Annotated in this window: 20 protein-coding genes; 10 read left to right on the top strand and 10 right to left on the bottom strand. The window is 60.2% G+C overall.

Annotation, left to right across the window (positions count from 1 at the left end; all coding sequences use genetic code 11):
* Positions 1 to 198: 198 nt before the first annotated feature.
* Positions 199 to 885, bottom strand: a complete 687-nt coding sequence (locus ACQZ60_RS17985) for an HAD-IA family hydrolase (protein ID WP_080857235.1) — start codon at positions 883 to 885, stop codon at positions 199 to 201.
* Positions 886 to 1,291: 406 nt separating this feature from the next.
* On the opposite strand from ACQZ60_RS17985, the gene minC reads away from it, so the two are divergent.
* The 3 genes from minC to minE are packed head-to-tail and all read left to right on the top strand — an operon-like array spanning position 1,292 to position 3,127.
* Positions 1,292 to 2,020 carry a septum site-determining protein MinC gene (gene minC, locus ACQZ60_RS17980; RefSeq protein ID WP_448735803.1) on the top strand — a complete coding sequence of 243 codons (729 nt, stop codon included), beginning with the start codon at positions 1,292 to 1,294 and terminating at the stop codon, positions 2,018 to 2,020.
* A 34-nt stretch (positions 2,021 to 2,054) separates the two neighbouring features.
* Positions 2,055 to 2,870 (top strand): septum site-determining protein MinD, encoded by an 816-nt coding sequence (gene minD, locus ACQZ60_RS17975; RefSeq protein ID WP_003506498.1) that lies wholly within the window; start codon positions 2,055 to 2,057, stop codon positions 2,868 to 2,870.
* A complete protein-coding gene (minE, locus tag ACQZ60_RS17970) occupies positions 2,867 to 3,127 on the top strand; it encodes a cell division topological specificity factor MinE (protein WP_020809474.1) in 261 nt (86 codons plus the stop codon). The genes minD and minE overlap by 4 nt, the downstream gene beginning before the upstream one ends.
* A gap of 41 nt (positions 3,128 to 3,168) precedes the next feature.
* On the opposite strand, the gene ACQZ60_RS17965 is transcribed toward minE, so the two are convergent.
* The 3 genes from ACQZ60_RS17965 to ACQZ60_RS17955 form a co-directional block, all read right to left on the bottom strand.
* Entirely contained in the window at positions 3,169 to 4,071 is a 903-nt protein-coding gene (locus ACQZ60_RS17965) for an amino acid ABC transporter substrate-binding protein (RefSeq protein WP_080857234.1), read from the bottom strand.
* A gap of 71 nt (positions 4,072 to 4,142) precedes the next feature.
* On the bottom strand, positions 4,143 to 5,036 hold the full coding sequence (locus tag ACQZ60_RS17960; protein ID WP_448735802.1) for an amino acid ABC transporter substrate-binding protein: 894 nt from the start codon (positions 5,034 to 5,036) through the stop codon (positions 4,143 to 4,145).
* A gap of 30 nt (positions 5,037 to 5,066) precedes the next feature.
* The gene (locus tag ACQZ60_RS17955) at positions 5,067 to 7,385 is read right to left on the bottom strand and encodes a putative bifunctional diguanylate cyclase/phosphodiesterase (RefSeq protein ID WP_448735801.1); all 2,319 of its coding nucleotides are present in this window, start codon (positions 7,383 to 7,385) and stop codon (positions 5,067 to 5,069) included.
* 343 nt (positions 7,386 to 7,728) lie between these two features.
* On the opposite strand from ACQZ60_RS17955, the gene ACQZ60_RS17950 reads away from it, so the two are divergent.
* On the top strand, positions 7,729 to 9,087 hold the full coding sequence (locus ACQZ60_RS17950) for an amidase (protein ID WP_448735800.1): 1,359 nt from the start codon (positions 7,729 to 7,731) through the stop codon (positions 9,085 to 9,087).
* 173 nt (positions 9,088 to 9,260) lie between these two features.
* Here the strand turns inward: ACQZ60_RS17950 and ACQZ60_RS17945 are convergent, their stop codons facing one another.
* From ACQZ60_RS17945 to ACQZ60_RS17935, 3 genes are read right to left on the bottom strand one after another with little or no spacing between them, the layout of a single operon-like run.
* On the bottom strand, positions 9,261 to 9,902 hold the full coding sequence (locus ACQZ60_RS17945) for a ThuA domain-containing protein (protein WP_003500892.1): 642 nt from the start codon (positions 9,900 to 9,902) through the stop codon (positions 9,261 to 9,263).
* Positions 9,903 to 9,918: 16 nt separating this feature from the next.
* Positions 9,919 to 11,019 carry a Gfo/Idh/MocA family protein gene (locus ACQZ60_RS17940; protein WP_448735799.1) on the bottom strand — a complete coding sequence of 367 codons (1,101 nt, stop codon included), beginning with the start codon at positions 11,017 to 11,019 and terminating at the stop codon, positions 9,919 to 9,921.
* 53 nt (positions 11,020 to 11,072) lie between these two features.
* A complete protein-coding gene (locus tag ACQZ60_RS17935) occupies positions 11,073 to 12,272 on the bottom strand; it encodes an ROK family transcriptional regulator (RefSeq protein ID WP_020809468.1) in 1,200 nt (399 codons plus the stop codon).
* 195 nt (positions 12,273 to 12,467) lie between these two features.
* On the opposite strand from ACQZ60_RS17935, the gene ACQZ60_RS17930 reads away from it, so the two are divergent.
* The 6 genes from ACQZ60_RS17930 to ACQZ60_RS17905 all read left to right on the top strand — a co-directional run bounded on the left by ACQZ60_RS17930 (position 12,468) and on the right by ACQZ60_RS17905 (position 19,114).
* Complete coding sequence (locus tag ACQZ60_RS17930) at positions 12,468 to 13,769, top strand: ABC transporter substrate-binding protein (RefSeq protein WP_020809467.1); 1,302 nt, start codon at positions 12,468 to 12,470, stop codon at positions 13,767 to 13,769.
* A gap of 68 nt (positions 13,770 to 13,837) precedes the next feature.
* Complete coding sequence (locus ACQZ60_RS17925) at positions 13,838 to 14,776, top strand: carbohydrate ABC transporter permease (protein ID WP_020809466.1); 939 nt, start codon at positions 13,838 to 13,840, stop codon at positions 14,774 to 14,776.
* On the top strand, positions 14,769 to 15,617 hold the full coding sequence (locus ACQZ60_RS17920; RefSeq protein ID WP_020809465.1) for a carbohydrate ABC transporter permease: 849 nt from the start codon (positions 14,769 to 14,771) through the stop codon (positions 15,615 to 15,617). Before ACQZ60_RS17925 ends, ACQZ60_RS17920 begins: the two co-directional genes overlap by 8 nt.
* Positions 15,618 to 15,634: 17 nt before the next feature.
* A complete protein-coding gene (locus ACQZ60_RS17915) occupies positions 15,635 to 16,708 on the top strand; it encodes an ABC transporter ATP-binding protein (RefSeq protein WP_020809464.1) in 1,074 nt (357 codons plus the stop codon).
* Between the two features lie 144 nt (positions 16,709 to 16,852).
* Positions 16,853 to 17,905 carry a sugar phosphate isomerase/epimerase family protein gene (locus ACQZ60_RS17910; RefSeq protein WP_031233616.1) on the top strand — a complete coding sequence of 351 codons (1,053 nt, stop codon included), beginning with the start codon at positions 16,853 to 16,855 and terminating at the stop codon, positions 17,903 to 17,905.
* A 21-nt stretch (positions 17,906 to 17,926) separates the two neighbouring features.
* Positions 17,927 to 19,114: a Gfo/Idh/MocA family protein gene (locus tag ACQZ60_RS17905; protein WP_020809462.1), complete on the top strand. Its 1,188-nt coding sequence runs from the start codon at positions 17,927 to 17,929 to the stop codon at positions 19,112 to 19,114.
* A 264-nt stretch (positions 19,115 to 19,378) separates the two neighbouring features.
* Here ACQZ60_RS17905 and ACQZ60_RS17900 read toward each other — a convergent pair whose 3' ends face one another.
* The 3 genes from ACQZ60_RS17900 to ACQZ60_RS17890 all read right to left on the bottom strand — a co-directional run bounded on the left by ACQZ60_RS17900 (position 19,379) and on the right by ACQZ60_RS17890 (position 21,375).
* Positions 19,379 to 19,627: a hypothetical protein gene (locus ACQZ60_RS17900; protein ID WP_020809461.1), complete on the bottom strand. Its 249-nt coding sequence runs from the start codon at positions 19,625 to 19,627 to the stop codon at positions 19,379 to 19,381.
* Between the two features lie 118 nt (positions 19,628 to 19,745).
* A complete protein-coding gene (locus tag ACQZ60_RS17895) occupies positions 19,746 to 21,017 on the bottom strand; it encodes a glycerate kinase type-2 family protein (RefSeq protein WP_020809460.1) in 1,272 nt (423 codons plus the stop codon).
* A 4-nt stretch (positions 21,018 to 21,021) separates the two neighbouring features.
* Positions 21,022 to 21,375 (bottom strand): DUF1304 domain-containing protein, encoded by a 354-nt coding sequence (locus tag ACQZ60_RS17890; protein ID WP_020809459.1) that lies wholly within the window; start codon positions 21,373 to 21,375, stop codon positions 21,022 to 21,024.
* Positions 21,376 to 21,440 lie beyond the last annotated feature (65 nt).

Here is a 21,440-nt window from a genome sequence, read left to right as displayed (position 1 = left end):
TTGGAGTGGGCTTCAGCCAGCCCGAGTCTTTGTTGCATAAGAGGATGGTAAAGTTCGCAAACCTTGCCTCCGTCATGCTCGGGCTTGTCCCGAGCATCTGCTACCGGTCAGTTTTACGATAGGTGGTTAGATCCTCGGGACAGGCCCGAGGATGACGCCGGGTGGGATGGCTTGTTAGCAGATAGAAAGATCGGCTTTTCAGCCCCTGCCACCTGCGAGCCTCAGAGCGCCATTCTCACCGATGACAACATCCAGCTCACCATATCCGCCTATGGAAAGATGCGGCGTTTCGATGAGATGGGAGTGGGTGGCGTTGATGACGACCACGGTTGCGCCCATGCTTTCCCCAGCCTGAATGCCGGCGGGGGCGTCCTCGAAGACGACACAGTTTTCAGGCGCGACGCCGAGCTTTTCCGCCGCCTTTTTATATCCTTCCGGATCAGGCTTGCCGTTTACCACATCCTCGGCGCAGATCATCACCGCAGGCGGGGTGAGGCCTGCGGCCGCCAGCCGGCGTTCGGCGAGCGCGCGGGCGGCGGAGGTGACGATGGCCCATTTGCCGGCCGGCAATTTTTCGAGAAATGCCGCAGCCTCGGGAATCTGGAGGATGCCGTCGACATCGTCCATTTCCTTCTGCAGCAGCATCGCCGCCTGTTCCGCGACATCGAGACCGGGAACGGCCTCGCGGCGCACCACTTCCGACGCGCGCATGCCATGGATGCGCTGCAGGAAAGCGTTAGGCTCTATGCCGTTGTCGACGGCCCATTCGCGCCAGACCCGCTCCACCACCGCAATCGAGTTGAGCAATGTTCCATCCATGTCGAACAGGAAGGCCGCATAGTCTTGTGAAAATATCTGGTTCTGCGGCGGGACTTTGCTGTGCATCTCATTCTTCCGTTGAAGCTGTCGGGACGCCTGTCTCTACAGCATCGGCGGACATAACGGAATCGCTTTTCCACCTTGAAGGCATAATGCGGCCATCTGGCCGAAGGCGGATATTGTCCCGGAATCGGACGTTCGCGTGTTCCGCGACTCGCCGGGTTGGGGTAGGGGACATGGGGGGGCCACCTCGCGATGCCGGGCGTCAGGTTGCAGCAAGGATGAGCTGCTATCGTGAGTTTTAACGAGCGCCGGAAACGCGTTAAATCAAAAGGTAATGATGGATTTTGAATGTTTCGCATGAGGTTTTTCGGGGCGGAATTTTCTTAACGAATCCGCCGCTTCAGGGGCGGCGTTAACCATTTGTTAACCATATTCGAGGTACCTAATTGTCAACGATTTGTTTACCAAGATGACCAAAGTGCTAACAGACCAGCGTTCGATCCGTATCAAAGGCCGCTCCTTCCTCGCAGTCGTCCTGTCCCCCGAATCTCCGGTCGATCAATGGCTGGAAAGGCTCGATGATCTCGCCGCCCGTTCGGCGGGCTTCTTCCTGTCGCGTCCGGTGGTTCTGGATGTGTCGGACCTGTCGCTCGACAAGGCGGGGCTGAAGGAGCTGCTGGCGGCGCTGACGGAGCGCAATGTCGGCATCATGGGTATCGAGGGCGTTCGCCCCTCCATGATCGAGCCGGGCATGCCGCCGTCGCTGAAGGGCGGAAAGCCCGCTTCCGATGTCGAGGTTGAGCCGGTCGCCATCGCTGCCGAGCTGCCGGAGGAAAAGCCGCGTGCTGCCGGCGAGGTCAGGGCCGTCGTGCCGTCGCTGGTCATCAACGAGCCGGTTCGCTCCGGCCAGTCGATCATGTTTCCCGAGGGTGACGTGACCGTCATCGGTTCGGTCGCCTCGGGGGCGGAAATCATCGCCGGCGGTTCGGTGCATATTTACGGCGCCCTGCGCGGTCGCGCCATGGCCGGTTCGCTCGGCAATGTTTCGGCGCGCATCTTCTGCCGCAAGCTGGAAGCGGAGCTTCTGGCCATCGACGGCGTCTACAAGGTGGCCGAGGACATTGACGACAAGCTGCGCGGCCAGCCCGTTCAGCTCTGGCTGGAAAACGATACGATCAAGGCCGCAAAGCTCGGCTGATAACAGAGAAACAACACAGGAACAGGAGAGCCATATGGGGAAGGTAGTCGTTGTAACTTCCGGCAAGGGCGGGGTGGGAAAGACCACCTCGACCGCAGCGCTTGGCGCCGCACTGGCGCAGAACAAGGAGAAGGTCGTGGTCGTCGATTTCGATGTCGGCCTGCGCAACCTCGATCTCGTCATGGGTGCTGAACGCCGCGTGGTTTACGATCTCGTCAACGTCATCCAGGGCGATGCCAAGCTGACGCAGGCGCTGATCCGCGACAAGCGCCTCGAGACGCTGTTCCTGCTGCCTGCCTCGCAGACGCGCGACAAGGACAATCTGACGCCGGAAGGTGTCGAATGGGTCATCAACGAGCTGAAGAAGCACTTCGACTGGGTGATCTGCGACAGCCCCGCCGGCATCGAACGCGGCGCGACGCTGGCCATGCGCCATGCGGATGTGGCCGTCGTCGTCACCAATCCGGAAGTCTCTTCTGTGCGCGACAGCGACCGCATCATCGGTCTGCTGGATTCCAAGACGCTGAAGGCGGAACGCGGCGAGCGCATGGAGAAGCACCTGCTTCTGACGCGCTACGACGCTTCCCGCGCCGAGCGTGGCGACATGCTGAAGGTCGACGACGTTCTGGAAATCCTTTCCATTCCGCTGCTCGGCATCATTCCGGAAAGCACGGATGTGCTGCGGGCCTCGAACGTTGGTGCGCCTGTTACGCTGGCGGATGCCCGCTGCGCGCCGGCCATGGCCTATTTCGATGCCGCCCGCCGCCTGTCCGGCGAGGATATTCCGGTGGTCATTCCGGGCGAGAAGCGTGGCATCTTCTCCAAGATCTTCGCAAGGAGGGCTGCATGAGCATCTTCAGTCTTTTCCGCAAACAGAAGTCGGCACCGCTTGCGCGCGAACGCCTGCAGGTGCTGCTCGCCCACGAAAGGGCATCCTCCGGCTCCGATCTCGTCGCCATCCTCAGGGAAGAAATTCTCGGCGTCATCGCCAAACATGTGCAGATCGACAATGATCGGGTGCATGTGAAGATGGATCGCGACGAGCATGTCTCCATTCTGGAGATCGATGTCGAGATTCCTCTGGGTGCCGATCTGCGCGCCGCGTAAGATACGTGTCGAAAAACGCCGCCCGCCACCGGGCGGCGTTTTTATTCCGCTGTCGTATCGACGGGTTTTCGAAATGCCTCGGCCAGATCGCCGGGCAGCGGGCGTTTCAGGTTGATGCCGTTTGGCGGGATCGGCGCGTTGAACCATTTGTCGTAGATTTTATCGATTTCGCCGCTCTCATAGATTTGGCCGAGCGCCTCGTTGACGGCGTCGCGGAAGCCGGTATCGCCGTGGCGGAGCATCAGGCCATAGGGCTGCGGTGGAGCGAGATATTCATCGGAGATGACGTAGTCTTCCGGCTTGCCGGTCTCGGCAACGAAGGATCGCAGAAGTATATCATCCATGACGAAGGCCGAGGCGCGGTTTTCCGTCACCATGTCGAAACTGCCCTCGGTGCTGTCATTCTGCAGAACAGCGACGTTCAGCCCCAGTTTGCGATTGAGCACGTTGAGTTGGGTGATGTTGATGGTTCCCGTCGTCACCACCACCGTTCGCCCGGCGAGATCGGCGACGGTGTTCAGGCCGCTCGATTTCAGCGCCACATAACGGGTGCCGGTGATGAAGTGGCTGTAGGAGAACCACACGGCCTTGCGCCGCTCCTCGGTATTCGTGCTCGCCACGCATTCCATGTCCATCGTGCCGTCATTGAGCAGCATGATGCGGTTGCTGGGCGTGCGCTTGACGAACTCGACCTTCAGTTCCGGCAGGCCGAGCTTTTTCTTGATGGAATCCGCCACTCTCAGGCATAGCTCGATGCTGTAGCCGATAGGCTCCGGCCCGGTGCCGAGATAGGAAAAGGGAATATTGCGATCGGCATAACCGAGCTTGATGGTGCCGGTTCTGGCAATGGTTTCAAGTGTCGGCGGTTGGGCATCCTCGCTCACCGCCTGGGCGGGAAGAAGACTTGAAAAAACGAGCATAAGCCATAATGTCGATCTCTGCATCGCGCATCTCCAGCCAAAATAATCCGTCAAACATCTTCATGAAAATCGATACGGGTGGACGCCTTGCGCTCTCAGTCCTGGTATTCGCTCGGATGTTCATATGCCTGTTTGAGAGAGGCGGCCATCGGCAGGTTCAGGTTCATGCCGTTTGGGGGAATGGGCTTGGTGAACCACTTTTCATAAAGGCCATGAATGACCGGCCCGGTGAAAATATGCCGAAGGCTTTCATTGACCGCCGCCTTGAAACCCGGGTCGTTGCGCCGGAAAACCAGGCCATAAGGTTCGGGGGCGCTCAGCGTTTCCTTAGAAAGCGCATAGAGGTCCGGATTCTCTGAGGTTGCCGCCAGCGCCGCGAGCAATATGCCATCCATGACAAAGGCGGAGGCCTTGCCGGAGACCACGAGTTCGAAGGCCTCCTCATTGGTTTTCGTCGGCATCACCGAGATATTGAGGTTCTTCGCCCGGTTCACGGCGTTTAGCTGCTCGATATTGACGGTGCCGGAGGCGGATGTGACGGACCGTCCGGCGAGATCGGCAAGGCTTTTCAGATTGTCCTGCTTGCGTGAGAGAAACTGCGTTGCGGTCATGAAGTTGGGATAGGAGAAATCCACGATCTTGCGGCGTTCGCTATTATTGGTCGTGGCCGCGCATTCAATGTCGATCTGGCCGCCGCGGACAAGGATGAAACGGGTCGCGGGCGTCGCCTTGACATATTCGAGTTCGATCCTGTCGAGCTTCAGCTTCCTGCGAATATCTTCGCTGATCGCCCGACAAAGATCGGTCGAGAAACCGGTGACCTCCCCATTCGGCAATTGATAGGAAAAGGGCGGTTCGGCTTCGCGATAGCCGATGCGGATCTTTGCGGTTTTGGCGATCTGCTGAAGCGTGTCGCCTTCGCCGGCAGCCTGGAGAGGCGTGATGGGAGCAAGGCATGTGAGGAAAAGGCAAAATACTGAAAGACGCATTTTATGTCCTCTGGGCCGGCGGCCGGTTTCTCAAATGGCTTTTTGCGGTGGGCAATAGGTTTCCTGTGTCGGTCGACCGATATCGCCGAATTCATCCTTCGCAATCGGAGCGATGACGGCGCGGTTCTTGAGAATGCGGGCAAGCGGCGCGGGCTCGGCAAAATAATAGCCCTGCGCTTCGTCGCAGCCGGAAAGCTTGAGCGCTTCGACCTGCTCCCTGTTTTCAACGCCCTCGGCGGTGACCTTCAGGCCGATCTGTTCAGCCATGTCGATGACGGTGTTGACGATGGCGGAACACATGGGATTGGACGGCAGGCCGGAGACGAATTCCCGGTCGATCTTGATCTTGTCGAAGGCGACATGGGTGAGCGTGCTGAGGCCCGCATAGCCGGTGCCGAAATCGTCAAGCGCGAGGCGAACGCCCCTTTCCTTCAGCAGTTTCAGGGCTCGGGCGCTGTTATCGCGCTCCAGCATCACCGTTTCCGTCACTTCCAGTTCAAGCCGTTCCGCCGGGAAGCCGGATGTTTCAAGCGCCCGGTCCACTATCGGTACGATGTCGTCATTGCTGAGCTGAACGGCGGATAGATTGACCGCAAGCCTGATATCCTTCGGCCATGTCATCGCATCCCTGCAGGCCTGCGCCAGAACCCACTCGCCCAACGGCTTGATGAAGTTGTTTTCTTCGGCAAGCGCGATGAAGCGGTCCGGTGCGATGAGGCCAAGCTTGCTGTGCCGCCAGCGGGCCAGCGCTTCATAAGCGACGATGCGACCGCTCTGCAGATTGACAACCGGCTGGTAGTGCAGCTCGAATTCCTGGTTTTCGAGTGCGGATTTCATGTCTATTTCCAGCGCATGCTTGTGCTGCGCCGCCATGTCCATGCCGGGCTCATAAAAGACGAAATAGCCGCAGCCCATGGATTTCGCCCGGTAAAGGCCGAGATCGGCATGTTGCAGAAGCTGCGTTGCGGATGTGCCGTGGCCCGGCGCGCAGGCAATTCCGATGCTGGTATCGATGCTGATATCGCTGCCTTCGAGACTGAAACTGCGCGAGACGGCATGCACCACCCGCGCGGCCAGCATCGCCGCATCGCTCTCGCAGTCACCGTTTGCCGATTGTATGATCGCGAATTCGTCGCCGCCGAGACGGCTTACCATGTCGTTTTCACCCAGCACGGCGGAAATCCGTGAGGCCACCGCCACCAGCAGGGCATCGCCGGCGGCGTGTCCGAGTGTGTCATTGACGGCCTTGAAGCGGTCCAGATCGAGCAGCATGACATTGAACGGCTGGCCTGACGCGGCAAGCTGTTCGAGACGGTTTTCCAGCGTCTTCATCAGCAATACGCGATTGGGCAGCCCGGTCAGCGCATCGTGATGGGCCATATGTTCCAGCTGCTGCGCCATATCGCGAATCTGCCGCAGACGTCCGCGTTCCAGAACCGCTTCGCGCAGTGTCTCGATGGCGGTGGCCATGTCGCCGATCTCGTCCCGCCGCTCCTGAAACGGCGTGGCGACATCCGTTTCCTCGCGGGCGATCCGAAGCGTTGCCTGCACCAGCGCCGGGACCGGTTTCAGGAAATGCCGTGCGATGACGGTCACCAGCGCGCCGGTGACGGTCAAGACCACGATCAGCGCGGCGAGCGAATTATAGATGAGCTTGCGCTGCGCGCCATAAAGCGCGTCCGAGCCGCCGATGCTGACGGCGACCGCGCCGATGGGTTTCTTCGTTTCCGTGCTGATGATCGGCAGCAGGCCGATATAATGGCTGGATTCGCCGATGGTCGCAAAACCGGTAGAAAAACGCGCGGCGACCGCATCCCGGGAAAAGATGGGATCGGTGGCGAGCGGCTTTTCATCGTCGTCGGTGGCGTTGTCGAAAGCCGCCGCGATCTGCCGGAAGCCGGAATCCGCCTCGTCATACCGGAAAAGCCAGACGGCATTCTTGGTCTGTGCGCCGATAAGCGCGAGAACGTCGCTGGGGTTGAAGCCGGTGACGAGAATGGATTCGTCGTCGCCGATGGGCTTGTCGGTCAATATGCCGTTGACCTGCCCGTCGGCATCGGCGGTGACGCTGACATAGGTGTAGATGCTGCGAAGCGTGGCGCTGGCGATCTGCGAATTGACGCGCGCCTGGTTGAGCCATTGCTCGCTGGTGGCGGCGACGAACATATACCAGCCGACAAGTGCGCCGATGCTGTAGGAAAAGATCACGCCGCCGAGGAATATCAGGGTTATCTTGCTGGCGAGCGAGCGCCGCCGCGAAAACCGGCCTGTTTCCGGCTGCGTTGGCGAGCGAAGCGTGTGGCCCGGTTCAACCTGTCTATCTGTCCCGCGATAGGCAGTCTCTTCCATTCGCGATAGTCCCCCGCGATGTCGCGTTATAATTGTTTTATGGAATTTTATAGGGCATGCATTTCAATGCTGTCTGCTAAATAATTCAACAAAGTTTAGATGCGATTAAGAATTAATCCGTCTTTTTATAGTCGTAGCTTATATAAGAGATGGCGTTCCTGCACCTCAGGTTGAAAAAATCGGAGGTTAGAAATGAATCGTCAAGGATAAACTCCAAAATTCTGCGATCTCCGCCATGTTTCCCGATCCGGTGTGTCTCTCATCGATAGCGCGGCGATTGGCCTTGCCAACTGGCCGATAAACGGCATGTTGTGCGCAACATGCCGCTTTCAGGGAAGATATCATGGCTCATAAAGGCAAAAGCATCGCGCAGCTTTCCGTTCTCCTCCAGAGCGGCCATCTCGATCCGCGTGCCCTGGTGGAAGAGACGCTGGATGCGGTTGGCGGAGAGGACGATCAGGCGATTTTTGTCGAGTTGACGGCAGCGCGGGCGATGTCGGAGGCGGAAGCTGCGGCAAAACGCATTGGTGAGGGCCGTTCCTGTGGTGTGCTCGATGGTATTCCGGTGGCCTGGAAGGACCTGTTTGACCTTGAAGGCATGGCGACCACGGCCGGATCGACGGTGCTTGCGAACGATAAGCCTGCGTCTCGCGACGCGGATGTGGTGACGGCGCTGAAACAGGCGGGCATGATCTGCATCGGCCGGACCAATATGAGCGAGTTCGCGTTTTCCGGTCTCGGCATCAATCCGCATTACGGTACGCCACGCAATCCTGCTTCTACGGATGGTCACCGTCTGCCGGGCGGCTCTTCGTCGGGTGCGGGCGTCGCCGTGGCTGCCGGTCTGGTGCCGGTGGCGATAGGCACCGATACCGGCGGATCGGTGCGTATTCCCGCCGCCTTCAACGGTGTGGTGGGTTACAAGGCAAGCCGTGGCCGTTATTCGATGCGCGGGGTTTATCCCTTGGCGAAAAGCCTCGATTCGCTCGGCCCGCTCACGCATACCGTGAAGGACGCCGTCTGGGTGGATGCCGCCATGCGCGGCAAGGCGGCTGCCGATTTCACGCGCGCGCCTCTTTCCGGCCTGTCGCTGGTGGTGCCGGAAACGGTCTTTTTCGATGGCATCGAGGATGGCGTCGCAGCCGCTTTCGAGCAGGCGGTGGAACGTCTCGTCCGCGCCGGCGCCTCGGTGCGGCGGCAGGCATTCCCGATTTTTTCGGAATTGTTCGATCTTATCAGGGAAAAGGGTGCGTTGGTGACGGCGGAAGCCTTCGCCCTGCACAAGACCCGGCTGGAAGGTGCCGCCGCCGCCCGCATGGACCCGCGCGTGGTGGCCAGAGCGAGGCTCGGCGCGAATATTTCCATGCCGGACTATATCGCCATCATCGAGGCGCGCGAACGGATGACGGCGGCGTTTTCCGGCATGATTGGCAGGCAAGAGCTGCTGGTGTCGCCGACATTGCCGCATGTCGCGGCCAAGGTCGCGCCGCTTCTCGAGAGTGACGATGCCTTTTTCGCCATGAATGCGAAGACACTGCGCAACACCCAGATCGGCAATTTTTTCGATCTCTGCGGTGTTTCGATCCCCTGTGGAACGGGCGATGCGGGCATGCCGGTCGGCCTGCTGCTTTCCGGCCTGCACGGCACGGACGATCATGTTCTCAGCGTGGCGATGGCGGCGGAAGAGATTATTCGCGGCTGAGGAGAGGGCGGTTCACACAGCCATTCTCCGTCACCCCGGATTTGATCCGGGGTCCAGCGCGATCAAATCCTTGATCGCGAAAGACTCCTGACGCCGCGCAGACGCGCGGCTGCTGGATGCCGGATCAAGTCCGGCATGACGGAGAGAGTACTTGGCCGCCTCCCCCTATAGCCTCACCGCGCCGCCCAATTCGCGCCACGGCGGAACATGGTTTTCATCTGCGGCACGGAAAACTCCTTGGCCTGATGGCCGAGCGCCGAATAGAAGACCCGGCCCTTGCCGTATTTGCGTTTCCAGACAACCGGCATCACCACGCCGTCAATCCACCAGGCATGATCGCCGGTGAATTTCGTCGTCGCCAGCACCTCGTTGGAGGGGTCGACATGCATGTAATATTGCTCCGACGTATAGGGGAAATCGGCAATCCCCTCCATCAGCGGGTCGTCGGGACGAGTGATGTTGACGTGGTAGTCGATGATATTGCCGGGATGGGCAACCCATTGGCCGCCGATCATGAACTGATATTCGACGCATTCGCGGAAACTGTCGCCCGCACCACCGTGGAAACCGGCAATGCCGACGCCGTTTTCCACGGCGGCGGTGAGATTCTTGATCTCTTCCTTCTCGATCTTCGACATGGTGACGATGGGTACGACGAGGCTGAGATCATGCACCGAAGGATCGGCGAAGGCCTCCGTGCTGTGCTCTACATAGACCTTGAAACCGTCCTCCTCCAGCATGTCCTTGACGATGGTGGCGCATTCCTGCGGCTCATGGCCGCTCCAGCCGCCCCAGACGATGAGTGCTTCGCGCATTATTTCCTCCTCCGGATTATTTGCCGAGCTGGCCGTCGACCAGCGATGTTTCGAGCGGAGCCGGGCGCTCCGCCTTGGTGGTGATGGAAACGGCGGTGCCGGTGTCCGATGCGGTCTGGAAGGCTTCCATGACTTCCAGCACATGCAGGGCAAGATCGCCATTGGCGCGATGCGGGCGGTTCTCGCGGATCGCATGGGCCATATCCGCTACGCCTATCGAGCGGTAATTGCCGTCGGCATAGGGAGATGACAGTGCCTGCGGCTCGAACTGGCCGCCCTTTTTCAGTAATTGCACCTCGCCGCCAAAATGGTTTGGATCGGGGACGATCAGCGTGCCTTCCGTGCCGTAGAGTTCCAGCGGCACATGTTTGTGGCCTGCCACATCGAAGCTCATGCCCACCTGCACCACAGCGCCGTTCTCAAAAGCCAGCACGCCGGACACATGTGTGGCGACATGGACGGGGATTTTTTCGCCGTTCTTCGGTTCGCTGGTGATGAGGCGTTCATTACGCGGCGCGATGGCAAAGCCCGCCACCTTGGCGACCGGGCCAAACAGGTTGACGAGATCGGTGATGTAATAGGGTCCCATATCCAGCATCGGCCCGCCGCCAACCTCGTAATAAAAGGCCGGGTTGGGGTGCCAGCGCTCATGGCCGGGGCACATGAAGGTGGCTGTTCCGCCGACCGGCTGGCCCAGTACGCCCTCATCGATCAGCCGGCGTGCGGTCTGGTGCCCGCCGCCGAGGAAGGTATCCGGAGCCGAACCGATGCGAAGGCCCTTTGCCTTTGCTGCATCCGCAAGCCGTTTGCCCTCAGTGAAATTGATGCCGAGCGGTTTTTCGGAATAGGCGTGTTTGCCCGCGTCAAGCGCGCGCAGGCCAACCTCCACATGCGCCTTGGGGATGGTCAGGTTGACGATGATCTCCACGGAAGGATCGGAGAGAAGCGCGTCGATGCTTTTTGCCTGGAGGCCGAATTCATCGGCGCGGGCCTTCGCGGCCTCCTCGTTCATATCCGCAAGACCGCGAATGTCGAGAATGGGAAACGACGCCATGGCCTTGAGATAGGCGCTGGAGATGTTGCCGCAGCCGATGATGCCGATACCGACCCTGTTCATGTGATTTCCTCCCGTAAATCAGAAATGCCGAAGCCCGTGCTCAACCTTGCTGGTCAGAGTGCCGGTCCCGTGGTGTTCCATGGCGATTCGTAAAGCTCGTAAAGCGCAACGGCCGCAGCCCCCTGCGCCCATAATTCGTCGCTCGCAATGTCGAAAACCAGCTCGGCGACGCCGGCCAGCGAAGGCGGCACGGCGGCGTTGTAGCTGTCGCGGATGCTGGCGATGAAGGGTTCTCCGAGCTCGAGGCTGGAGCCAGTGATGATGACCCGCGGCGGCGCAAACAGCGTGACGATATTGGCAAGCGTCAGGCCGAGCGCTGCGCCGGCACGCAAGGCTGCCGCGATGAGATCGTGGTCTTCCGCCGCAATCAATGCATGGGCATGCTGCATGCCGCGGCCGAGCCGGATCGCTTCGGCAAAGCGCCCATCCGCCGGGCGGGAGCCCAGAATGGCGTTTTCACCCGCCTGGCTCGCCAGCCGAACCGTGCCTTCATTGGCAAGGCCGATGACGAGATCGCCGAGATTATGGCTGAGACCGCCCGCACCACGAAAAAGCTGGTTCTGATGCAGCACGCCAAGCCCGAGCGTCTGTTCGAGCGAAATCAGCACCATGTCTTCCAGGTCGCGCGCATGGCCGAACCAGTGGTGGGCGAGCGTGATGGCGTGGGCGTCGCTTTCTATGATGGTCGGCGAATTCAGCCGCGCCGTCATTTCCTCGGCAAAATTGACGTTCACTTCCCGCAATATGGGGCTGCTGCGAATTTTCCCGGTGCGATGCTCGATAACGCCGGGCAGGCCGAGGCAGACCATGTCCACATCTTCCAGCGACAGCCCGGCATCGACCACGCAGCGCCGCACCCCGTCCTCCACCAGATCGGCGATGACGCCGATGGGCTGTCGGTCGACACGGATCGGCAGGGCAAGCGTCGAAAGCACGTTGCCGCAGAAATCGGTGACGACGAAGACCATGCGGCTTGCGGCGATCTTCGCGCCCACCACGCGGGCGGCATCCGGGTTCAGCTCCAGCATCACGCGGGGCCTGCCGCGTGCGCCTTCGGTGCGGATATCGCCGATATGACGGGTGAGGATAAGCCCGTCATCGAGCAGCGAGGCGGTGATCGCCGAAACGGTGGTGGTGGAGAGCTGCGTTCTTTCGCTGATTTCCACCCGCGAGATCGGCCCATGGCGGCGGATGCTGTCCAGCACGCTCAGCCTGTTGATCGCGCGCATTAATTCGGGGTCTGCGGTCTTCATGGGGTCCTGCTGCGATCGGGTTCGATCTAAAACGAATTTATATCGGATTGCGGATTAAATAACGTCTGCCGGGAGGGGTGTGTCAAGCCATCAGGGTAAAAAATCAGCAACCCGCCTTGACATTGGGCAGGGTGTGGGGTGAATTAATCCGCATTGGGGAATAAATGGTGAGGAACCCCAGGGAGGATCACGAACATGACCTATTGGCACGCAGGCGCAAGCCTGAGCGGCAGGCGGATCGCCTTTGCCGCAACGACAAGCATAGCCCTGATGCTCGGCGCGGCCAGCGCCTCGGCGGCGACCGTCGTTAAATGGATGCATGTGGAATTGGACCCGAAATCCGTGGCTGTCTGGGAGGAGATTGCCAAGGAATACGAGGCCAAGCATCCCGATGTCGATATTCAGCTGCAGTTCCTCGAAAACGAGGCTTTCAAGGCAAAATTGCCGACGCTGCTGCAATCCAATGACGTGCCGGATTTCTTCTATAGCTGGGGTGGCGGCGTTCTCGAGGAGCAGTCCAAGACCGGTGCGCTGAAGGATCTGACCGAGGTTTTCGACGCCGATGGCGGCAAGTTGCGTCAGGCCTATAATGCATCCGCAATCGACGGCCTGTCTTTCGATGGCAAGGTCTGGGCCGTGCCCTACAAGGTCAGCCTCGTCAGCTTCTTTTACAACAAGGAGCTGTTTGCCAAGGCCGGTGTGAAGGCCGAGGACATCAAGACCTGGGACGATTTCAGCGCCACGGTCAAGAAGATCAAGGAAGCGGGCATCGTCCCGATTGCCGGCGGCGGCGGTGAGAAATGGCCGATCCATTTCTACTGGAGCTATCTCGTCATGCGCAATGGCGGGCAGGCCGTGTTCGATGCCGCTCGCAAGGGCGAGGGCGAAGGTTTTATGGATCCGGCGATCATCAAGGCGGGTGAACAGCTGGCGGAGTTCGGCAAGCTCGAACCCTTCCAGCCCGGTTATCTCGGCTCCACCTGGCCACAGGCGCTTGGCGTCTTCGGCGACGGCAAGGCGGCGATTATTCTTGGCTTCGACAATACGGAAGCCAATCAGCGCAAGAATGCCGGTGACGGCAAGGGGCTGGCCGCCGACAATATCGGTCGCTTCGCCTTCCCCGTCGTCGAGGGCGGCGCGGGCAAGGCCACAGATACGCTGGGCGGCCTGAACGGCTGGGCGGTCACGAAAAACGCGTCCAAGGAAGCAATCGATTTCGCGGCCTTCCTGACCAGCAAGGAGAGCGAAGAAAAGATGGCGGCTGCCGGCATGATTCTGCCGGTTGCGAGCGGGGCGGACGGCGCGGTGAAGAACCCGCTGCTGGCGGATTCGGCGAAGCAGCTTGCCGGCTCCACCTGGCACCAGAACTTCTTCGATCAGACGCTGGGCGCTGCCGTTGGCCGCGTCGTTAATGATGTCTCCGTCGAGATCGTTTCCGGCCAGATGAGCGCGGAAGAGGGCGCCAAGCAAATTCAGGACGCTTTCGAGCTTCGCTGATTGTGTTCCATGACGGCGCTGCGCGGGACGCGGCGCCGCAATATCTGCCTCCATGAAAGCGGATAGAGATGACGGATATTTCCATGACTTCTGCGTCGATACCGGCGCGCGGCGCGGCGAAGACAAAGCGCAAGCAAAGTTCGGTCGCGCATGACCGGGCGTTGACCCTTCTGGTCTTCCTGCCACCCGCCCTGCTGCTCTTTACCCTGTTCGTCATCCTGCCCATGGGCGAGGCGGCATGGTACAGCCTTTACCGCTGGAACGGCTATGGCACGCCGACCGATTTCGTGGGCCTGCGGAATTTTCAGGTCCTGTTCGGCAATGCCGCCTTCTCGCAGGCCCTGCTCAATAACGGCCTCATCATCCTGATCTCGGTTCTGATCCAGATCCCGCTGGCGATCTGGCTGGCCATGATGCTGGCGCACCGTATTCCCGGCGTCGTCGCCTTCCGGCTGGTTTTCTTCCTGCCCTATGTGCTGGCGGATGTCGCAGCCGGTCTGATCTGGCGTTTCGTTTATGACGGCGATTACGGTCTGTTCGCCGCCATCTCAAATTTCTTCGGCTTTGCCAATCCTTACGTGCTGGCCGACAAGGATGTGGCGATCTATGCCGTGCTCGGCGTCATCGTCTGGAAATATTTCGGCTTTCACATGATGCTGTTCATCGCCGGCCTTCAATCCGTCGACAAGAATGTGCTGGAAGCAGCCGAAATCGACGGCGCTTCCGGCTGGCAGAAGTTCCGTTACGTCACCTTGCCGATGCTCGGCTCCACCGTTCGCCTTTCCGTCTTCTTCGCGGTGATCGGCTCGCTACAGCTCTTCGACATGATCATGCCGCTCACCGGCGGCGGGCCGTCCAACTCCACGCAGACCATGGTCACCTTTCTCTACACCTATGGCGTCATGCGCATGCAGGTGGGGCTTGGCAGCGCGGTCGGCGTCGTTCTCTTCATCATCTGCGTGACGCTCGCCTTCGGTTACAAAAGGATTTTCATGCGCCATGACTGACACATCCACCTCCGTCCGTATGCCGCTGCAAACCAAGCTTTATCTTTACATATCGCTGAGCCTGATCGCGGCCATCGTGCTCATCCCGTTGCTCACCACCGCGCTTGGCGGCTTCAAGACGCTGGGAGACCTGCGCGTCAACCCGTTCGGCATTCCGGCCGAATGGCAATGGGCCAATTATGGCGATATCCTTTTCGGCAAACGCTACTGGCTGCAAATCTTCAACTCGCTTGTCATCGCGCTGTTGACGGTGTTCCTGACGCTGACCGTCTCGGCCATGGCCGCCTTCACCTTCGCGCATGTGAAGTTCTTCGGCTCGTCCTTCCTGCTGAATTATTTCCTGCTGGGGCTGATGTTCCCGGCGGCCACCGCCATCCTGCCGCTGTTCATCCGTATTCGCGATCTGGGCCTCCTCGATACCTATTGGGGTGTGGTGTTGCCGCAGGTGGCCTTCGGGCTGGGCATGAGCATTCTCCTGTTCCGCAATTATTTCCGCAATCTGCCGGAGGAGCTGTTTCAGGCCGCCTTCGTGGATGGCTGCGGCTATCTGCGGTTCTTCTGGCACATTTCCATGCCGCTTTCGCGGCCGATCGTGGCGACCGTCGGCATCGTTTCCTTCGTCGGCAGCTGGAACAGCTATATCCTGCCGCTGATCATGCTGAATTCGGAATCGAAATATCCCTGGCCGCTCGGCATCATGGTGTATCGCGGCGAATTCGGCACGGAATGGCAACTCGTTCTCGCCTTCATCACGCTGACGATTCTGCCGACCGTCATCGTCTTCTTCCTTGCACAGAAACACATCATCGCGGGCCTGACGGCCGGTGCCGTCAAATCGTGACTTGAAAGGAGCAAAACATGGCTTCCGTCGAACTCAGGGATATCGCCAAGTCCTACGCCGCGCTCGATGTCATTCACGGCATCTCGCTTGATATTACGGATGGCGAATTCATCGCGCTGGTCGGCCCTTCCGGCTGCGGCAAGTCCACGCTTCTGCGCATGATCGCCGGGCTGGAGGAAATCACCGATGGGGATATCCTCATCGGCGGCACCGTCGTCAACGGCATGACCCCGCGCGAGCGCAACATCGCCATGGTGTTCCAGTCCTATGCGCTTTATCCGCATATGACGGTGGCCGAAAACATGGGCTTCAACCTGAAGCTTGCCGGCCAGCCGAAAAACGTCATCGAGGAGCGCGTGGCGGAGGCCGCCCGCATGCTCGATCTTGGCAAGCTTCTGGATCGCAAGCCCTCGCAGCTTTCCGGTGGCCAGCGCCAGCGCGTCGCCATGGGCCGCGCCGTCGTGCGCAATCCGGCCGTGTTCCTGTTCGATGAGCCGCTCTCCAATCTGGACGCCAAGCTTCGCGTGCAGATGCGCAGCGAAATCAAGGCGCTTCATCAGAAAGTCGGCACCACCTCCATCTATGTCACCCACGACCAGATCGAGGCGATGACATTGGCGGACCGGGTCGTGGTGCTCAATCACGGTCGTATCGAACAGCAGGGCACGCCGCTCGAGCTCTACAAGACGCCCGCCAATCTCTTCGTCGCGGCCTTCATCGGCTCGCCGGCCATGAACCTCATCGAATGCGTGGTCGATGGCGAGGGAGACCAGCCGGCGGCCCGGCTGAAGGACGGAACCGCGATCCGCATTGCCGCCTCCCGAAAGGTCAAACGCGGCCAGCCGGTGACGATTGGCTTGAGGCCGGAACATATCGGCTCAGCCATCGGCGGCGATGTGTCGCTCTCCGGCCGGACGCTGCTGGTGGAGCCGACAGGTGCGCAGACCCATGTGATCTTCGAACTGGCGGGCGATCATGTGACGGCGGTGGTGGATGGCGAGCAGCCGGTCAAGGTCAACACTCCCTTTGCCGCCACCGTGCACCATGAGCGTGTGCATGTCTTCGACAGGGCGAGCGGACTGGCGCTTTAAGCGCCTTCCGCATTTTCAACGAAATGCGGAAATTCTCTCGTCCCTCCGCTTTTGGGGCTTGTTTGAAAATCACGAGCGGTTAGCTTGGCGCTTGGGAAAAAAGCGGATTACCGCGAAACTGTATCGATGCAGGAGGAGATTTTTATGAGAACGATCAAGGGGCCGGGTCTTTTTCTCGGCCAGTTTGCCGGCGATGCCGCACCCTTCAACAGCTGGGACGGCATTACCAAATGGGCGGCGGAAAAAGGCTACCTCGGCGTGCAGGTGCCGACCTGGGCCGGGCAGCTGATCGATCTCAAAAAAGCAGCGGAATCGAAAGATTATTGCGACGAGTTCGCCGGTGTCGCACGCCAGAACGGCGTGGAAGTGACCGAGCTTTCCACCCATCTGCAGGGCCAGCTTGTCGCCGTTCATCCCGCCTATGACGAGGCCTTTGACGGTTTTGCCGCACCGGAAGTGCGCGGCAACCCCAAGGCGCGTCAGCAATGGGCGGTGGAGCAGGTGAAGCTGGCGCTGAAGGCGTCGAAAAACCTTGGCATCAAGGCCCACGCCACATTCTCCGGAGCGCTTGCCTGGCCCTTCGTCTACCCGTGGCCGCAGCGCCCGGCTGGTCTGGTGGAAACGGCCTTCGACGAACTGGCGAAACGCTGGACGCCGATCCTCGATTACGCCGATGAGCAGGGTGTGGATGTCTGCTACGAAATCCATCCGGGCGAAGACCTGCATGATGGCGTGACGTTTGAGATGTTCCTGGAGCGGGTGAAGAACCACAAGCGCGCCAACATGCTCTACGATCCCTCGCATTACATTCTGCAATGCCTCGATTATCTCGACAATATCGACATCTACAAAGACCGTATCAAGATGTTCCACGTCAAGGATGCGGAGTTCAATCCGACCGGGCGGCAAGGCGTTTATGGCGGTTATCAGGGCTGGGTGGAGCGGGCTGGCCGGTTCCGTTCGCTGGGCGACGGGCAGGTGGATTTCGGTGCGGTTTTCTCGAAAATGGCGGCCAATGATTTCGATGGCTGGGCCGTAGTCGAATGGGAATGCGCGCTGAAGCACCCTGAAGACGGTGCTCGGGAAGGAGCCGAATTCGTCAAGGCGCATATCATCCGTGTCACGGAAAAAGCCTTTGACGATTTCGCATCGAGCGGCACGGACGACGCGGCCAACCGCCGTATGCTTGGGCTTTGAGAGCATTTCAGGGGAGATATTATGGCTATTGAAGGAAAGACAACCGACAAGGCGAACAGGCGGATTCGCCTTGGCATGGTGGGGGGCGGTTCGGGTGCATTTATCGGCGGCGTTCACCGCATGGCCGCGCGGCTCGACAATCGCTTCGATCTCGTGGCGGGGGCCCTGTCCTCGACGCCGGAAAAATCCCTCGCTTCCGGCCGTGAGCTGGGGCTCGATCCCGAGCGCTGCTACGGTTCGTTCGAGGAAATGGCCGAAAAGGAAGCGCTGCGCGAGGATGGCATAGAGGCGGTGGCGATCGTCACGCCCAACCATGTGCATTATCCGGCCGCCAAGGCGTTTCTGGAGCGCGGCATCCATGTCATCTGCGACAAGCCGCTGACCTCCAATCTGGAGGACGCCAAAAAGCTGAAGCAGGTGGCCGACAAGGCCGATGCGCTGTTCATCCTGACGCATAATTATACCGGCTATCCCATGGTGCGGCACGCGCGGGAAATCGTGGAGGCCGGTGAACTCGGCAATATCCGTCTGGTGCAGATGGAATATCCGCAGGACTGGCTGACGGAGGCGGTGGAACAGACCGGTGCGAAACAGGCTGTCTGGCGTACCGATCCGGCGCAATCGGGCGTCGGCGGCTCCACCGGCGATATCGGCACCCACGCCTATAATCTCGGCTGCTTCATTTCCGGTCTGGAAGCGGATGAGCTGGCGGCGGATGTGCACACCTTTGTCGAAGGCCGCCGGCTTGACGACAATGCGCATGTGATGCTGCGCTTCAAGCCGAAGGGCGGCAAGCAGGCGGCCAAGGGGCTGCTCTGGTGCAGCCAGGTTGCGGTCGGCCACGAAAACGGGCTGAAGGTTCGTGTTTATGGCGACAAGGCCGGCATCGAGTGGACGCAGGCCGACCCGAACTATCTCTGGTTCACGAAGCTTGGCGAGCCCAAGCAGTTGATCACCCGTGGCGGCGCCGGGGCAGGGGCTGCCGCAGCGCGCGTCACCCGCATTCCGTCCGGCCACCCTGAAGGTTATCTCGAAGCCTTCGCCACCATCTACACCGAGGCGGCGCATGCCATCGAAGCCCGCCGCACCGGCTCGGCGCTCGACAAGGCGGTGATTTACCCGACCGTGGATGACGGGGTTAAAGGTGTCGCTTTCGTCACGGCCTGCATCGAGTCCGCCAAGAAGAATGGCGGCTGGGTGAAGCTGTAAGATTGTGCGCGGCGTATTTCTTCTCCCCGCCGGGGAGAAGGTGGCCCGAAGGGTCGGATGAGGGGGCAAGCTCTCGGTTTATCTCTACCGGTGCCCCCTCATCCCGCTGCCGCGACCTTCTCCCCGACGGGGAGAAGAAACAAGCGGCGCGCGCTTGCGTCATCGCGCAGCTCTTTGGGCTCAGGACTATCGGTTAACGGCAGAAGTTGACGGCTGTAGGGTGGCCGGGATGTGGAGCTTGGTCTGCCCCATCTGACGACGTTATCAATTAACGCGTGTCGTCTGCGTCTGCACCCTTTCCGTTATGGGGCAACCGTCCTGAAGCTTGGTCCAGGACGAAACGTTGAGCTTCATCTCGCAGCGCGCGAGATAAGAGCCGCCATCGACCTTCAGGCAGGATGTCTGGCCGAGCTGGAACATGACGCCGCGATTTCGGCATTTGCAATTGTGGGCATCCGCCAAAGTCGGAATAAGGGCCATGATCAGGCCAAGTATGAGCACTCCAGGACGCATGGCTGAGGCTCCAAAGGATATCCTGCCAGATTACTCCTGTCCGAGGGCATAGTCAAAACGTCTTCCCTCCGCGATCCACGCGCGGGAAAGCCCGTAATCGCTGCTAACTTCTCCGCTATCATCCGATCAAGATCGCGCGGATATCATTCACATTCGTCAGCGTCGGCCCCGTCACGACAAGGTCTCCTGCTGCCTTGAAAGCGGTGTAGCTGTCGTGGCTCATGAGCGACTGACGCGGATCGACACCGGCTTTGCGCATGCGGGCAAGCGTGTCCGGTGTCACCACCGCACCCGCCGCATCCTCCACGCCGTCTATGCCGTCGCTATCGCCGGCAATGGCCCAGATGCCTTCCGCACCTTTGAGCGTCAGCGCAAGGCTCAGCAGGAATTCCGTGTTGCGGCCGCCCTTGCCGGCCGGCCCCTTGCCGATCGTCACTGTGGTTTCGCCGCCGGAAAGCAGTACGGCCGGGCCCTTGACCGGCAGGCCCTTGCGGCTGGCGGAAAGAGCGATACCGGCCATGACAGCGCCGACATCTTTTGACTCGCCCTCCAGCGAATCCCCGAGGATAAGCGGCGTAAGCCCGAGCTTTACGGCCTCATCCGCCGCTGCCTGCAGGGCGAGCGAGGGGGCTGCGATCAGCCGGATATCCTCTTCAATATCGCCCGCTTTCGGTGTTTCCTCACCCTTTTCCAGCACCCTGCGCACCGTTTCGGGAAGATCGAGCGCATAACGGGAGACGATTTCCCGCACGGTTTCAATATCGCTCGGATCTGCAACCGTCGGGCCGGAGGCGATTTCGGACGGATCGTCACCCGGCACATCCGAAATCAGCAGAGAAACAACCTTGGCCGGCTTGGCGGCCAGCGCCAGCCGTCCGCCCTTGATGCGGGAGAGATGTTTGCGCACCGCGTTCATTTCGGAAATCGTCGCACCGCTGGCCAAAAGGGCACGATTGACGGCCATCTTGTCGGCAAGCGTCATGCCTTCGGCAGGCGCCACCATCAGCGCCGAACCGCCGCCGGAAATCAGCGCGATCACCATGTCGTCCGCCGTCAGCCCCTCAACGGCGGCAAGAATGCGTTTTGCCGCTTCCGCGCTTTTATCGTCGGGCACGGGGTGCGAGGCCTCGATGATCTCGATGCGTGTGGTCGGGGCGGCATGGCCGTAACGTGTCACCACCACACCGGAGAGATCGACATGCGGCCATGCCGCTTCAAGCGCGGCGGCCATGGCGGCCGAAGCCTTGCCAGCGCCCACCACCACACATCTGCCCTTGGGCGGGGAAGGAAGATGGTGTTGCAGCACCTTTGCGGGATCGGCGCTCGCGACGGCGGCCATGAATATGCGGTTGAGAGCGTCTCTTGCGGACGTGTCGTTCCATGCGCTCATCGGTTCATACTCCGATCCAGAGGAAGCCGAGCGCGAACAATGCCGGCAATGCCTGAATGAACAGGATCTTCATATTGGCTGTCATGGCGCCGAAAATACCGGCCACCAGAACGCAGGCGAGGAAGAACACCTTGAAACTCAGCCCTTCATCGCCCTGCATCAGCCCATAGATCAGCCCCGCCGCCAGAAACCCGTTATAAAGGCCCTGATTGGCGGCCAGCACTTTTGTCTGCCGGGCAAAATCCGCAGAAAGGCCGAAGGCTTTGCGGCCAGCGGGCTTTTCCCACAGCAGCATTTCCAGAATGACGATGTAGATGTGGATGGCCGCAACCACGGCAATCAGAATGCTGGCGATCATGGGCGGCTTTCCTCCAAAAACCTTGAGGTCCTGCCTCGGTCGTCTTCATGCGAAAACAGACGGCC

It is taken from the genome of Agrobacterium sp. 22-223-1 (genome assembly GCF_053522385.1).
The sequence above is the reverse complement of the archived record's forward strand: the minus strand, read 5'-3'. Positions and strand labels throughout refer to the sequence as shown.

Bases quoted from the DNA above. Each gene is read 5' to 3' on its own strand.
- ACQZ60_RS17965 (WP_080857234.1), bottom strand. From the start codon at position 4,071: ATGCAGAGATCGACATTATGGCTTATGCTCGTTTTTTCAAGTCTTCTT.
- ACQZ60_RS17955 (WP_448735801.1), bottom strand. From the start codon at position 7,385: ATGGAAGAGACTGCCTATCGCGGGACAGATAGACAGGTTGAACCGGGC.
- ACQZ60_RS17910 (WP_031233616.1), top strand. From the start codon at position 16,853: ATGAGAACGATCAAGGGGCCGGGTCTTTTTCTCGGCCAGTTTGCCGGC.
- ACQZ60_RS17900 (WP_020809461.1), bottom strand. From the start codon at position 19,627: ATGCGTCCTGGAGTGCTCATACTTGGCCTGATCATGGCCCTTATTCCG.
- ACQZ60_RS17925 (WP_020809466.1), top strand. From the start codon at position 13,838: ATGACGGATATTTCCATGACTTCTGCGTCGATACCGGCGCGCGGCGCG.
- ACQZ60_RS17960 (WP_448735802.1), bottom strand. From the start codon at position 5,036: ATGCGTCTTTCAGTATTTTGCCTTTTCCTCACATGCCTTGCTCCCATC.
- ACQZ60_RS17905 (WP_020809462.1), top strand. From the start codon at position 17,927: ATGGCTATTGAAGGAAAGACAACCGACAAGGCGAACAGGCGGATTCGC.
- ACQZ60_RS17930 (WP_020809467.1), top strand. From the start codon at position 12,468: ATGACCTATTGGCACGCAGGCGCAAGCCTGAGCGGCAGGCGGATCGCC.
- minD (WP_003506498.1), top strand. From the start codon at position 2,055: ATGGGGAAGGTAGTCGTTGTAACTTCCGGCAAGGGCGGGGTGGGAAAG.
- minC (WP_448735803.1), top strand. From the start codon at position 1,292: ATGACCAAAGTGCTAACAGACCAGCGTTCGATCCGTATCAAAGGCCGC.
- ACQZ60_RS17945 (WP_003500892.1), bottom strand. From the start codon at position 9,902: ATGCGCGAAGCACTCATCGTCTGGGGCGGCTGGAGCGGCCATGAGCCG.
- ACQZ60_RS17985 (WP_080857235.1), bottom strand. From the start codon at position 885: ATGCACAGCAAAGTCCCGCCGCAGAACCAGATATTTTCACAAGACTAT.
- ACQZ60_RS17890 (WP_020809459.1), bottom strand. From the start codon at position 21,375: ATGATCGCCAGCATTCTGATTGCCGTGGTTGCGGCCATCCACATCTAC.
- ACQZ60_RS17935 (WP_020809468.1), bottom strand. From the start codon at position 12,272: ATGAAGACCGCAGACCCCGAATTAATGCGCGCGATCAACAGGCTGAGC.
- ACQZ60_RS17895 (WP_020809460.1), bottom strand. From the start codon at position 21,017: ATGAGCGCATGGAACGACACGTCCGCAAGAGACGCTCTCAACCGCATA.
- ACQZ60_RS17920 (WP_020809465.1), top strand. From the start codon at position 14,769: ATGACTGACACATCCACCTCCGTCCGTATGCCGCTGCAAACCAAGCTT.
- ACQZ60_RS17940 (WP_448735799.1), bottom strand. From the start codon at position 11,019: ATGAACAGGGTCGGTATCGGCATCATCGGCTGCGGCAACATCTCCAGC.
- minE (WP_020809474.1), top strand. From the start codon at position 2,867: ATGAGCATCTTCAGTCTTTTCCGCAAACAGAAGTCGGCACCGCTTGCG.
- ACQZ60_RS17915 (WP_020809464.1), top strand. From the start codon at position 15,635: ATGGCTTCCGTCGAACTCAGGGATATCGCCAAGTCCTACGCCGCGCTC.
- ACQZ60_RS17950 (WP_448735800.1), top strand. From the start codon at position 7,729: ATGGCTCATAAAGGCAAAAGCATCGCGCAGCTTTCCGTTCTCCTCCAG.